The sequence below is a fragment of the Staphylococcus argensis genome, assembly GCF_002902305.1.
Taxonomy (GTDB): domain Bacteria; phylum Bacillota; class Bacilli; order Staphylococcales; family Staphylococcaceae; genus Staphylococcus; species Staphylococcus argensis.
Map to the genome: position 1 here is coordinate 208948 of NZ_PPPX01000001.1, position 14188 is coordinate 223135.

The 14188-nt window shown below is 38.5% G+C and carries 14 protein-coding genes; 9 read left to right on the top strand and 5 right to left on the bottom strand.

What is annotated here, in order from left to right:
• Positions 1–61: 61 nt before the first annotated feature.
• From CD039_RS01055 to queC, 5 genes are all read right to left on the bottom strand, one after another.
• Positions 62–334: a GlsB/YeaQ/YmgE family stress response membrane protein gene (locus CD039_RS01055; RefSeq protein ID WP_103370778.1), complete on the bottom strand. Its 273-nt coding sequence runs from the start codon at positions 332–334 to the stop codon at positions 62–64.
• A 58-nt stretch (positions 335–392) separates the two neighbouring features.
• Positions 393–989 (bottom strand): hypothetical protein, encoded by a 597-nt coding sequence (locus tag CD039_RS01060; RefSeq protein ID WP_103370779.1) that lies wholly within the window; start codon positions 987–989, stop codon positions 393–395.
• 257 nt (positions 990–1246) lie between these two features.
• A complete protein-coding gene (queE, locus tag CD039_RS01065; protein WP_103370780.1) occupies positions 1247–1963 on the bottom strand; it encodes a 7-carboxy-7-deazaguanine synthase QueE in 717 nt (238 codons plus the stop codon).
• Positions 1956–2381, bottom strand: coding sequence for a 6-carboxytetrahydropterin synthase QueD (gene queD, locus CD039_RS01070; RefSeq protein WP_002471828.1), 426 nt, complete (start codon positions 2379–2381; stop codon positions 1956–1958). The genes queE and queD overlap by 8 nt, the downstream gene beginning before the upstream one ends.
• 1 nt (position 2382) lies before the next feature.
• On the bottom strand, positions 2383–3054 hold the full coding sequence (gene queC, locus CD039_RS01075; RefSeq protein WP_103371577.1) for a 7-cyano-7-deazaguanine synthase QueC: 672 nt from the start codon (positions 3052–3054) through the stop codon (positions 2383–2385).
• 272 nt (positions 3055–3326) lie between these two features.
• Here queC and CD039_RS01080 point away from each other — a divergent pair, with 272 nt between their 5' ends.
• The 9 genes from CD039_RS01080 to CD039_RS01125 all read left to right on the top strand — a co-directional run bounded on the left by CD039_RS01080 (position 3327) and on the right by CD039_RS01125 (position 14086).
• Positions 3327–3914: an anthranilate synthase component II gene (locus CD039_RS01080; RefSeq protein ID WP_103370781.1), complete on the top strand. Its 588-nt coding sequence runs from the start codon at positions 3327–3329 to the stop codon at positions 3912–3914.
• Positions 3898–5040 (top strand): chorismate-binding protein, encoded by a 1143-nt coding sequence (locus tag CD039_RS01085; RefSeq protein WP_103370782.1) that lies wholly within the window; start codon positions 3898–3900, stop codon positions 5038–5040. Before CD039_RS01080 ends, CD039_RS01085 begins: the two co-directional genes overlap by 17 nt.
• The gene (locus CD039_RS01090) at positions 5040–5648 is read left to right on the top strand and encodes an aminotransferase class IV (RefSeq protein ID WP_103370783.1); all 609 of its coding nucleotides are present in this window, start codon (positions 5040–5042) and stop codon (positions 5646–5648) included. The genes CD039_RS01085 and CD039_RS01090 overlap by 1 nt, the downstream gene beginning before the upstream one ends.
• 129 nt (positions 5649–5777) lie before the next feature.
• Entirely contained in the window at positions 5778–5984 is a 207-nt protein-coding gene (locus tag CD039_RS01095; protein ID WP_103370784.1) for a hypothetical protein, read from the top strand.
• Between the two features lie 22 nt (positions 5985–6006).
• Entirely contained in the window at positions 6007–6714 is a 708-nt protein-coding gene (locus CD039_RS01100; protein WP_103370785.1) for a 5-oxoprolinase subunit B family protein, read from the top strand.
• Positions 6702–7706 carry a 5-oxoprolinase subunit C family protein gene (locus CD039_RS01105; protein ID WP_103370786.1) on the top strand — a complete coding sequence of 335 codons (1005 nt, stop codon included), beginning with the start codon at positions 6702–6704 and terminating at the stop codon, positions 7704–7706. Before CD039_RS01100 ends, CD039_RS01105 begins: the two co-directional genes overlap by 13 nt.
• Before the next feature lie 629 nt (positions 7707–8335).
• Entirely contained in the window at positions 8336–10279 is a 1944-nt protein-coding gene (ltaS, locus tag CD039_RS01110; RefSeq protein WP_103370787.1) for a polyglycerol-phosphate lipoteichoic acid synthase LtaS, read from the top strand.
• A gap of 276 nt (positions 10280–10555) precedes the next feature.
• The gene (locus CD039_RS01120; RefSeq protein ID WP_103370789.1) at positions 10556–12310 is read left to right on the top strand and encodes an ABC transporter ATP-binding protein; all 1755 of its coding nucleotides are present in this window, start codon (positions 10556–10558) and stop codon (positions 12308–12310) included.
• 27 nt (positions 12311–12337) lie between these two features.
• Positions 12338–14086 (top strand): ABC transporter ATP-binding protein, encoded by a 1749-nt coding sequence (locus tag CD039_RS01125; RefSeq protein ID WP_103370790.1) that lies wholly within the window; start codon positions 12338–12340, stop codon positions 14084–14086.
• Positions 14087–14188 lie beyond the last annotated feature (102 nt).

Sequence of the window (14188 nt, forward strand, 5' to 3'; positions counted from 1 at the left end):
CGACATAAAGTCATCATCATTGTCCCAAAAAATGGTAACAACAAGGGTTGATTATCGATTGTTATTTTTTACCGCGTAATTTACCAACGATAAATGAAACAATTAATACTAATACGATAGTACCAATTAACGCTGGAATAATGTGGACACCACCTGGATGTGGTCCGAAGTTTTTAGCGCCAAATAAACCAAAGATCCATTGACCTAAGAATGAACCTACAATACCAGCGATGATATTACCAATGATACCACCAGGGATATCTTTACCTACGATAAGACCTGCTAGCCAACCGATAATACCACCAACAATTAACATAACAATGAAACTTAACATAATTCGTTACCTCCTTTTCTACGTTGTGCTGGTACATTATACCCATAAAGTTTTGGGATTAATCATTTTTAGAAAAAAATAATTTCGACCATACAATAAATACGCAGAATAATAAGTTGATAATGAGTAGCACATACCAGAAAGGAGTTAAGATGGTCATCACCGCAAAGGAGAGAACCATGATGATTTCGCCTACAGTCATTGGATAGGAAAGTTGATGAATCGGTTTCACTTTCTTGCGCTCTGAATATTGAAATGTACTTACGAAGAGAACAATCCCGCCGATAAGAAAGACAGCAGGTGCTAAGTAAGGTAACGACATGTAATATGACGCTTCACTCATCTTATAAATAAGGAGCGTGGATAAGCTCATGACGAACGCGAAGATAATCGCAATGAAGCGTTGTGTATGTATGAGCGCATGGCCATTCTTTCTATCAACATAGAATTGAAGTATAGCCCATATCAACAGCATAGCCACTGTCGTTATAGTGATAAAGTTGTATTTATTTATAAATAATAAATTGATTAAGCCAGTCACAGCCATCGAAATAATAATCGTATTGAAATTTAATTTCTTGTAGTGTTGTCTATATAAATCAGCAAATACGATGATGAACACTGCAACTATGTCGACTATGATTGGTATCAGCATGGTGTTCTCCTATCTTTAAGACTTTATTGCAACATTATATCAATTAACGTCGCTTTAAGCATTTGAAAACGTCTAAAGCTATATTAAGTATCGTATCGTTATTCTAACATGAAAGGAGTGAGACGGTAGCTGTATTGCTAACACGTCTCACTTCCTATCGGTTAACGAAGCGTATGCTTTTTAATATTGGCTTGAATGAACAGATCAAATTTCCGCCCCTATCTTTATCATTTACATAAAGTCCAAGGGTAAAAGTCTTACACACCTTTCGTATTACTCCATAGCAGCGTGTGGAGTTGAGGCAAGACATATACATCATTCATCTCGCTACTCTTCATCACGCGATCGACGAGATGTTCATATAGCGAAAGCAGCTTCTCAGTATGATTGTCCACGTGTTCACCTTCAAGATAAGGGTTACCCACTTGGAGGTAGAATGGGATAGATGGGTAACGATGGTGAATCATCTTCGCAAAGTCGAAATCAGCTTCTTCAAAGATAACGACTTTCAAGTTGAGTGTGTCGTGTACACATTGCTCGATGACCTCATCCAGTAGTGGAAGATTCGGCTTCATCATTGAACTTGGCGGTTTCGGACTAATCGTTAAGTCATCGATTTGACGCATCCATGGTTGATACTTACTGCCTTGCGTTTCGAGTGCAGTGTAAATGCCTTTCTCTTGAAAGAGGTCGACGAGATCTTGAATCGCTTTGATCAATGCTGGGTTACCGCCACTAATCGTGACGTGATTGAAGTAATCGCCACCGACTTCCTTTAACTCCTCATAGACTTCTTCAGCTGTCATCATGCGAATTTCATCTTTCGCACTGCCATCCCAAGTGAAACTAGAGTCACACCAGTCACAGCGATAGTCACACCCGGCAGTACGGACGAACATCGTCTTACGTCCAATGACTTTACCTTCACCTTGAATCGTAGGACCGAATATTTCTAATACTGGAATCTTAGCCATGACGGAACTCCTTCGCAATATAACGGACGTAACTTGTAGGCGTTTCTCTCACGAAGACTTGCGCACATTTCGGTTGGTTGTCGCGTTGGTCGAGATGTTCTTGAACCATTTCGTAGACTGTTTGAGCCACAATTTCAGTAGAAGGACTTGTACCTTCAAACGCTGGAAGGTCGTTTAATAAATGATGGTCAAACTGTCCGTGTACCAATTGCTTTAATTCACTAAAATTGACTAAAAAGCCGTTGTGATCTAACTCGTCTCCAACAATGGTTAAGTTGACGAAATACGTATGGCCGTGTGTACGCATACATTTGCCTGCATCTTCACTCGGAATATAATGTGCTGCGGAGAAATTGAAGTCTTTATTGAGTTCAAATGAATATTTGTGATTGATTGAAGGATACATTTGTTGGAACATCTTATTTCTCTCCTTTTTCTTCAAGATAGGCATTTAAGCCACGTGCACGAAGTTGACATGCTGGACAAGTGCCGCATCCTTCTCCGATGATACCGTTGTAACAAGTCAGTGTGTTGTGACGAATATAGTCTAAGACACCAAGTTCGTCGCTTAAGGCCCATGTTTCTTTTTTATCTAACCACATCAGAGGTGTGTGAATAACGAAATCTTTATCCATAGATAAGCTAAGTGTGACATTCATTGATTTGATAAAGCTATCTCGGCAATCCGGATAGCCAGAGAAGTCCGTTTCGCATACGCCGGTAATGATATTCTTTGCATTGAGTTGATAAGCGAGGGCGCCGGCAAAGGACAAGAAGAGCAAGTTGCGTGCTGGAACAAATGTATTTGGCATCTCATCGCCTTCTTGTTCAATATCCATATCGTGTCGTGTGAGTGCGTTAGGTGTGAGTTGTGATAACAAGGACATATCGAGTACATGGTGTTTAAGTCCTTGTTCTTTCGCAATCGCTTCAGCCACTTCAATTTCTTTGTCGTGACGTTGTCCATACTGGAAAGTGACCAATTCGACATGTTCGAAATGTTTCTGAGCCCAGAACAGGCACGTCGTACTATCTTGGCCACCGCTAAACACGACAATGGCTTTCTCTTTGTCTAAAGTTTGTTCAGTCATTACGTAAGTCGCTCCTTTGATTTGCGTTCCCACTTATGACCTCATAAAAAAACGCCTATCTCTATAAAAAAGATAGACGTGTTATCACGGGTCTAGTTTTTTATAGAGGGTTATAAGCTAGGAACCTCTGTAAGTATTCATATTGTTTAATTGGTGTTAATATGCGCTATGTTCGTTCACAAGAATAATATATTTGTATTGTAAAATCAAGGACAGATTTGTGATAATAAAGGTAAGTGAATTAATTATGGGGATGGAAAGAAGGCACATATATGCTGGTCATGATCGATAATCAAGATTCATTTACATATAATTTAGTAGATTTAATTCAACAACAATTAGGGACTTCAATTCAAGTCGTCAATAGTAGTGAAGCAAATGTCGAACGACTCGAATCGCTTAATCCAACTGGGTTGATTATTTCACCTGGACCGGGTCGACCTGAAGACTATCCGCAACTCTATGACATTTTTCGTCGTTACGAAAGAGATATACCTATTCTCGGTGTATGTTTAGGGTTTCAATTGATGATTGCTTACTACGGTGGTCGAATCATACATAGTGACCGTCCTGTGCATGGTCACACGACAGCGATTACGCATAATGGTGAAGGGCTGTTTGAACAGTTAAACCAAGGCTTTCATGTGATGCGTTATCACTCGTTAATGGCAGGCAATGTAACCGAACCGTTGAACGTGTGCGCGACGAATGAGGATGGTATTCCAATGGGAGTGATGCATCAATCGCTCCCGATTTACGGCGTGCAATATCATCCAGAGTCCATTTTGAGTGAGAACGGTCGTGCGCAAATTCAGCTATTTTTAGAAAAGGTAGGAGAACGTCATGCAAATCCAATTTAACTACCGCTATTACGTGAACCCAGATGACTTTGAAACGCACCATGCGTCGCTTGAACAGTATGTGACGAAGCGTATCGCGATGCAACTTTCAGAAGTGCAAGAAGTGGTGCGCTTTGCAGAATACATGCAGAAGAGAGGCTATTACGTCGCACTCTATCTACCTTACGAATCGGCACGTGCATTTAACCCTGAGATGACGACAGTGACGCCGCCAGAAGACTATGTCTACGCGGCTGCTTATATCTTTGATAGCATTCAATATTACGAAGGGGAGTTTGAGACCGCACCGCATGAACCTCACCAGCAGTTCACGTTTCAGTTGAGTGACGAAACGATGCAAGACCATATTCAACGTGTACAAGAGGCGATTGTCGAAGGAAATACGTATCAAGTTAATTATACGACCCGCTTAACTGATACGATTCGTCAGCCTATTGCAGATTTGTATTATGCTTTGTTAGCGAAAGGGCATGGAAATTATGCGGCGCTCTTCGATACTGACGAAGTTCAAGTTGCGTCATTCTCACCGGAGCTCTTTTTCCAAAAAGGGAGCTTTGGCGGACAGCATAATACGATTGTGAGTAAGCCGATGAAAGGGACGGCACCGCGTTCTATAGATGAAGCGGAAGATCACGAGAACTATCAACAATTGACCCAATCGAAGAAAGATCAAGCTGAGAATGTGATGATTGTCGATTTGTTGAGAAATGATATTGCACGCATTGCCCAGACAGGCACTGTCGGTGTGCATCATTTATTTGCGATTGAAGCATACGAAACGGTCTATCAAATGACATCAATGGTGACTGGCCAAGTAGCAGCTGAAACGTCATTAAATAGTATCTTTGAAGCGCTCTTTCCATGTGGCTCGATTACAGGCGCACCAAAGCTTAACACGATGCGTTACATCGCTGACTTAGAACAAACGCCACGCTATATCTATTGTGGTACGCTAGGCCTGATGTTACCGAGCGGTCAAAGTATCTTTAATGTCCCAATTCGTACGGTAGAATATGTGGATGATCAAGCACGTTATGGTGTAGGTGCTGGTATTACGATTGATTCAGACCCTGTTCAAGAGGTTCAAGAGTTTAAGGATAAAACGAAGATATTGGAGCAATTATAATGCAATTATTTGAAACGATGCGTTTAGAAGAAGGCAAGATTCCACGTCTGCGTTATCATTATGAAAGATTGTCACAAGCATGCGAGGATTTGAACTTTCAATTCGATGCGAACGAGTGGCAGGAAGAAATCGAAGGTCTGAAGAGCCACTATCCTAATGGCGTATGGCGGTTGAAAGTGCTAGTGAACGACCAAGGAGAAGTGACTTCAGAAATTGCAGAATTACCGACTAAATCTCGTTTTAGTGCACAATTTCAGCTCAGTCAGTCATCTGTCGATACATCAGTGGTGATGCACAAAACGACAGATCGGCGCCATCTCGCACACGATCATCAAACGGATTTGATTCTACTCTACCGTTCAGATGGTAAAATATTAGAATTTGATATCGGTAATGTCGTCATTGAAGAAGCGGGTGAATGGTACACGCCAGCGGATGAGAATGATTTGTTGAAAGGATGCAAGCGTCGAGAACTTTTAGCCTCCGGACAATTGCAGATAAAAGACTATCAGAAAGAGGAATTGATTGAGAAACTTCGAGCACAACGCGTCAAGGTGTATATGATTAATAGTTTGCGAGAGGTTGCTGAGGTCGACATTCATCTATAAAATAGTGTAAGAATAAAGATGACTTGAATTACGTTAGTTTTTACAGAAGTGTTGAATCTGATATGAATCAAAGTTAGGTGTACACTTTTTAATAGTAGAACATGATTATAGAATAAATGAGGCGAGAGAATGATCATCATCTGGTTGCTGTGCGCTGTTCTTATTGCAGGGTTAACGTATTATGTTATTAAGCGTTATCAAAGACATCTATCGTTCGTAATGCAACAACTAATTATCGTAGTGATGCTCGTACTAGAGAGCGTCGTCATTTATTACCTAGTGAAAGAAATTGTGAAGTTCATCGTGCGAGGTTTAGGCCTATTTTACCATGAGTGATAATTAATAATGAGGTGAGCAAATGAAGATATATAGTCAAGGAGACCAAGCGATTGTCGTTTCAATTGAGAAGGAAGTCTCGAAAGATTTAACGGAAGATTTACTCGCTTTAAGAAAGTATTTATTGTCGCGAAATTATCCGTTTATCACTGAAATTGTACCGACCGAATCGGACATGATGATTTGTTATGATGCGCGAGATATGATTAAACATTATGATATTGCTTCGCCTTATTTATATATGAAAGAATTACTTGAATCGATTCAATTAGAAATTAAGTATGAGAATCATGATGATGTCATTAATGAAATTCCAGTCATTTATGGTGGACAGTATGGGCCAGATTTGAGTGAACTCGTAAAGGATTACCAAATAGACGAAGATACGTTTATCGAACGTCACACTGCGCCAACCTATTTCGTTTCGATGATGGGCTACTCACCTGGATTTCCCTATCTCACGGGTATGGACGAGTCGTTATACGTGAACTATACAGGTAAGAAGAAGTCCTTTATTCCAGCAGGTTCAGTCATTATTGAAGGTAAAAAGACGGGCATTACTACAACGGATACGTACGGTGATTGGTTAGTCATTGGCTATACGCCACTGCGCCTCTTTGATCCTTCGAAAAGCGACTTTACGAGTCTAAAACTAGGGGATAGTGTGCAATTTAAAGCACAAAGACCAGAAGATGTTGAACTAGGAGGGTATCAACCATGTCAATCATAATTGAAGAGCCAGGCCTGTTCTCTAACTTTCAAGACTTTGGGAGACAGGGTTACGAACATAATGGTGTGATACCAGGTGGTGCAATGGATACACTTGCACATGAAATCGCGAATCGCCTCGTCGCCAATGATAAAGGTGAAGCAACGTTAGAAATGACCAATCAAATGGCGAGTATTCGTTTCACTGAACCAACGTTAATTGCGATTTGTGGTGGCAATTTCAAAGCGGCTACGCAACATATGGAAATTTATCCTAATAAACTGTATCTCGTCGATAAGGGTGACGTCTTACATTTTACTGAAACGCGTCATACCTCTCGCTTATATCTTGCAATCGGTGGCGGTTTCGAGTTAGACGACTGGCTCGGTTCGACATCAACGGACTTTAAAGCGCAAATTGGTGGTCATCACGGTCGTGCGTTACGTAAAGGTGATGAAATCAATATGAAACGCGATTATACCGAACGCCATCATAAACTCTTTGAGAATTTAGCAGAGACACATCAAGCGGATTGGGGTGTCGATGGTTATGCGCTGTCTTTCAACTATATCTCGGATGTCTTCCATGTGATTCCGAATAAGGGGACGGAAGATTTCGAACAAGAGATGCTGACACGTTTCACGACGAGCGAGTACAAGGTGACAAGCAAAGCCAATCGTATCGGAATGCTGGTCGAAGGTACGCCTGTTCAGGCATTCTATGATGACATGCCGCGTCATCAATCAGTGAAGCGAGGTACGATTCAAGTGAAACGCGATGGGACACCGGTTATCTTGCTCAACGATCACTTTACGTTGGGCAGTTATCCGCAAATTGGTACAATTGCGAGCTATCACTTGTCGAAATTAGCTCAGAAACATCAGGGCACGCGTCTGAAGTTCCAATTTATCGACGTTCAAACAGCTGAGAAGAACCTCGTGAAATATAGTAACTGGCTCAACCAGTTGTTTCATGCTATTGAATATCGCATGCAATTAGAAATGTTGAAATAGGCACACATGAGGATGGTTTGGATTGGCGAAGTCGAAGTTCGCGTACTTTAAGACTGAGGTAGAGTTGAGTGTGACTTCGGCCTAAAGTCTGATGATTTATGATAGGAAACGGACTATAATTTAGTAATCCTATGTTTTTTAGGTAAGAAGGTCGATCACGCGTCATCCTTGGTATGTCGCACTTTTGGATTGAGTAGGGTAGCTTGTAAAAGTCACTTTTTACTTGATATTTGCTATAATTTGCTATATATTATTAAACTGAACTATCTCTTTGGACTCGATTGGATTATCAATCAAGTGATACGAAGAGAATGATGAATTGAAAAAATTTAGTGAAAACACGTCAATGTTGTCGCTTATGGCTATGTGAAGATAAGCGACACCTATAACGTTTTATAAGAAAATGAGAGAGTTTTAGGCTATTTCTGAAAACTCGAAGTTGTAAATGAAATAAAAGTATAAGATGGCATCATTTGAATGGTTACTCGACCATCAACTGTATATGCATTGAATATCTTGTACTTGCCTTATCGGGCTTTTGGATAATAATGACGAACTAGTATAAAGATGGTATGTAAGGGAAATGGATTAACCTACATATTCAGATCTAAATAATCGGGGGAACAAACATGAGCCTGCACAAAAAGAAATTGTCTCTTTTTGCGTTTTTTCTATTAACCGTACTCACAATTACGTTGAAAACATACTTTTCATACTATGTTGATTTTTCTTTAGGTGTGAAAGGATTAGTACAGAATTTAATATTATTAATGAATCCATATAGTTTAATCGCGTTAATACTTAGTATCTTCTTATTCTTCAAAGGTAAGAAAGCGTACTGGTTTATCTTTATAGGCGGGTTCTTGTTGACTTTCCTATTATACGCGAACGTCGTTTACTTTAGATTCTTCTCTGACTTTTTAACATTTAGTACGTTAAACCAAGTCAGTAACGTCGATTCTATGGGTGGCGCAGTAGGCGCTTCATTCCAATGGTATGACTTTGTTTACTTTATCGATATTATCGTTTACCTTTTTATTTTAATTTTTAAACATAAATGGTTAGATAAACGCGCATTTAGTAAAAAGTTCGTGCCTGTTGTAATGGCAGCTGCTGTTGCACTATTCTTCTTAAACTTAGCTTTTGCAGAATCTAACCGTCCTGAATTATTAACACGTACATTCGACCACAAATATTTAGTAAAATATTTAGGACCGTATAACTTCACAGTTTATGATGGCGTGAAGACGATTCAGAACAACCAACAGAAAGCGTTAGCTAATGAAGACGACTTGACGAAAGTATTAAACTATACGAAACAGAAGAATACGAAACCTAACCCAGAGTACTATGGTGCTGCGAAGAAGAAAAATATTATCAAGATTCACTTAGAGAGTTTCCAAACATTCTTAGTGAATAAGAAAGTCAATGGTCAAGAAGTTACACCATTTATCAATAAATTATCGACAGGAAACGAGGATTTCAGATATTATCCAAACTTCTTCCACCAAACAGGTCAAGGTAAGACATCAGACTCTGAGTTCACTATGGATAACAGCTTGTACGGCTTACCACAAGGTTCAGCGTACTCACTGAAAGGTGACAATACGTATCAGTCGTTACCGGCTATTCTCCATCAGAAACAAGGCTATACTACAAGTGTAATGCACGGGGACTACAAAACATTCTGGAACCGTGACCAAATTTATAAACACTTTGGTATCGATAAGTTCTATGATGCAACGTACTACGATATGTCTGAAGATAATTTAGAGAACTTAGGCTTGAAAGATAAGCCATTCTTTAAAAAGTCAGCCGATTACATTTCTAAAGAAAACGAACCGTTCTATACGCATTTAATTACGTTGACGAACCATTATCCATTTACGTTAAAAGAACAAGATGCGTCTATCGATAAACCAAATACAGGTGATTCCACTGTAGATGGTTACATTCAAACAGCTCACTATCTTGACCAATCATTAGAACAATTTATTAATGATCTCAAGAAAAAAGGTGTTTACAAAGATTCTGTTATCATGATTTACGGTGACCACTATGGTATTTCTGAAAACCATAATAATGCGATGGAAAAACTGTTAGGTGAAAAGATTACTCCAGCGAAATTCACTGACTTGAACCGTACAGGTTTCTGGTTGAAGATTCCTGGTAAAGAAGGAACAGTTGACCATACGTATGCTGGACAACAAGACGTTATGCCAACGTTTTTACACTTACTAGGCATTAAAACAGATAACTACCTCATGATGGGTACAGATATGTTATCTAAAGATCATAACGATACTGTGCCATTCAGAAATGGTGACTTCGTTACGAAAGATTATAAATACGTGAATGGTCGTATTTATTCTAATAAAGATAACAAGCCGTTAACTAAGAAACCGAAAGACTTCGACAAACGTAAGAACCAAACGGTTAAAGATCTTGAAATGAGTGACAACGTCTTAAATGGTGACTTGTTCAGATTCTACGACAATCCAGATTTCGACAAGATTAAGCCATCAGATTACAACTATAAGTCAGGTCCAGAAGGTAAAGAGAAGAAAAAATAATATATGATATAGGTGCTAAGCCCTTCAACAGTTGATTTTCAATTGTTGGAGGGCTTGCTTTGTGTTGTTTGGGTTTAGAAGGGGGGAGGAAGGAGTTAACGTTAAACTTAGAGATTCAAGCAGTCGAGAAATATAAATATCTTAACGTGATATTGATAATCGTTATCAATTATTATATAGTTAACTTAAACATGCTGAACCTACACGTTCAAAGTGAAATAGATTTTTCGTCATTTATATGTAAGAGAGGACATCTCAGAAAGGAGCGATCATTGTATGGATAATCATCGACATTGGATGAGTAGCTTATTGGAATTTAGTAAGGGGAGTCAATTAAGGTTACTCTTCTCTACATTACTATCTATTTTAAGTGTCTTTGCTGGTCTAATTCCTTATTGGGCGATTTATCGCTTAATATTGCAGATTATTGAAGGTGCACGAAGTTTTAACGAGATTGAAATCTACATTGTGATTGCGGTTAGTGCGTATATTATACAAATAGTCAGCTTTGGAGCTTCAACTGTACTATCACATGTTTCTGCTTATCACATTTTAAGTCAAATTAGAGTAAGACTCGCCCAGAAACTGATGCGTTTACCTCTAGGTGTGATTGAAAGTAAAAGTATTGGAGAACTCAAAAGTTTGTTTGTAGATAAGGTTGAAAAGATTGAATTGCCACTTGCTCATTTGATACCTGAAGTCATTGGTAATCTTCTTCTATCATTAGCGATATTTATTTCTATGATCGTCATTGATTGGAGAATAGCGCTCGCGCTATTAATTACACTGCCTCTATCACTATTCGCATTTCAACGGCTGATGTCTGGATTCGATGCAACCTATGATAGCCAGGTGAAATCAAGTAACTATATGAATAGTTCTATTGTTGAATATATTGAAGGGATTGAAGTTATTAAGACCTTTAATCAGTCCCAAACGTCTTATCAAAAGTATAGAGATGCTGTACATAATTACAAAACGCATACACTCAATTGGTTTCGAGATACATGGGGATACATGAGTTTATGCTTAAGCTTACTACCTTCGACCTTTGTAGGCGTCTTACCTATGGGAATGTATTTGGTTTCAGTACATCAACTTAATAACGCACAGTTTTTTCTTTGTTTAGTGCTATCTCTCGGTGTAGTTGCACCTATTCGAAACTTTACTAATTATATTAATCAAATTAAATCTATACAATACGCTATATTAGATGTAACAACTATTTTAGAGATAGATGAATTGCCAGAATCTAAACAACCAAGCCTTCCTCAGACTAATGATATTATTTTTAAAGATGTGGGTTTCTCATATCATAATACTGAACAAGATTTGATATTTAACCACCTTTCTTTTGAAATACCTGAACGGACTTATACAGCACTCGTAGGGCCTTCAGGTAGTGGTAAATCAACAGTCGCGAAATTGCTATTACGCTTTTGGGATACGACACGTGGTGATATTTACATTGGTGGTGTAAACATTAAAGATATTTCACCTAAAGATCTTAATGAGCTCATTGGGTTCGTTGATCAAGACAACTTTCTACTCAATTTAAGCTTTAAAGATAATATCAAATTAGGTAAACCTGAAGCTACAGATGAAGAAGTCATCCATGCAGCGAAGTTAGCTTATTGTCATGATTTCATTAGCGTGTTACCAGAAGGATACGACACGGTAGTAGGTTCGGTTGGTGATAAATTGTCGGGTGGAGAGAAGCAACGTGTGACGATTGCGCGAATGTTGTTAAAAGATGCCCCCATCGTCATTCTTGATGAAGCTACAGCTTATATAGATCCAGGTAGCGAACAGCAAATTCAACAAGCGATAGCGAGTTTAACGAAGAATAAGACACTTATAGTTATTGCACATCGACTCTCAACGATTAAAAACGCAGATCAGATTCTCGTTATAGGAGAGAAACAACTGCTTGAGAAAGGCACACATAAAGCGTTAATCGAACAGAAAGGGCTATACCATCACATGTGGCAAACACATATCGATTCGAGAAATTGGGGAGTGTCTTCGTAACTAGGCCACCATGAAAGGAGCTCACAAATGTTTAGAATTACATTTCGTATACTACACTGGATGGCACCATATAAGGGGAGAATGATTGCAGGATTTATGATATCATTTGTCAATTCAATTCTTATTGCGTTACCCATCTTTTTAGCTGCCCAAGTATTTGCGCGAATCATGTCACAAGAAACGATTAGCAATAAAGATATTTTCAATGTCTTTTTGGCGATGGTCTTTCTCGTTGCTGGTCGTTTTGTAATGACATATGCAAAGAGTAGATTACATGAAAGTATTGCGTATGAAATGACAGCAGATGAACGTTTGAAGATCGGTGAAAAGTTGAAAGGGGTTAAATTGGGGTATTTCGATGACCAAACGACCAATAATTTAACTACGACCGTTACCACAGATTTAACTTTTCTTGAAAATTATACGATGAAAATGATAGATATTGTCATTAATGGGTACATACTTATTACTGTACTAATACTTTCATTGTTAACTATATCTGTGCAAGTAGCACTTGTTGCTTTATCGGGCGTTATCTTATCGCTGATAAGTATCTATTTATTAGAAAGAACGAGTAAGAAAAATGCACCTTTATATCATCAGCAACAAAATCAATTGATTGAAAAAGTTATTGAAATGATTCGAGGTATTAAGGTAATTAAAACTTTCGCAAAGGAAGATACAAGTTTAAAAAGTTTCTACGCAGCGGTAGATAACAGTAAGCGTGTAAACACTAAAGTGGAATTGCAATATACACCGTTTAATTTACTTCATCTGCTAAGTTTGAAAGTCATTTCGGTATTCATTGTAGTTTGTGCTGTCATATTGTATTTTAATGGCCATATTGATTTATCGACGTTAATTATGCTTTCTATCTTCTCATTTATCATTTTTGAAAGTATTGAACACATTAATAGTGCTGCTCATGTATTAGAAATGATTGCGGTTACTCTAGAAGATTTACAACAAATTAAAGAGGCACCTACTCTAGATGAAGGTGGACATGAAATTGCTGTACAACAACATAGAATTGAGTTTGATCATGTTGAGTTCTCATTTTCCAATAAAAAGGTAATTAATGATGTGACTTTAGAAGTTCAACCAGGCACCTCTCTCGCAATCATCGGACCTTCAGGTAGTGGGAAGACGACATTATGTAATTTATTGATGCGCTTCTATGACATCGACAAGGGTAATATTAAGGTGGGTGGAATCGATATTCGTGAAATGACACTTCCCTCATTAATGTCGCAAATAAGTACAGTATTTCAGAAAGTGTATCTGTTTAACGATACGATATATAATAATATTCTCTTTGGTAAGCCTGATGCGACTAAAAGTGAAATTATCGAAGCGGCTAAACAGGCACAGTGTCACGACTTTATTATGTCTTTACCTAAAGGGTATCAAACAGTGATTAATGAGAAAGGGAATAATCTTTCAGGAGGAGAAAAACAACGTATCTCCATCGCAAGAGCGATATTGAAAGATGCGCCTATTATCATCTTTGACGAGGCTACAGCAAGCATTGACCCAGAGAACGAGCACTTAATTCAAAGTGCCATTGATCATTTGAGTGAAGGAAAGACGATGATTACTATCGCGCACAAGATTAATACTATCAAGAATGCGGATCAAATCATCGTCTTAGATGAAGGGCAAATTGTACAACGAGGAACGCATCAAGAACTAATACAAGAACATGGTATCTACCGAGACTTTCTAAGTATTCGTGATCAATCTGAAAGCTGGAAGATTGAATCAGGAGAGGCCTAATTCTTATATCATTACAGTTCATAGCTTCTCACGTGCAAAAAGTAATTTATTCATACAGGTCGCTCGTTTATTCTCTTATTTTGACTCAAAATAAGATTGAAA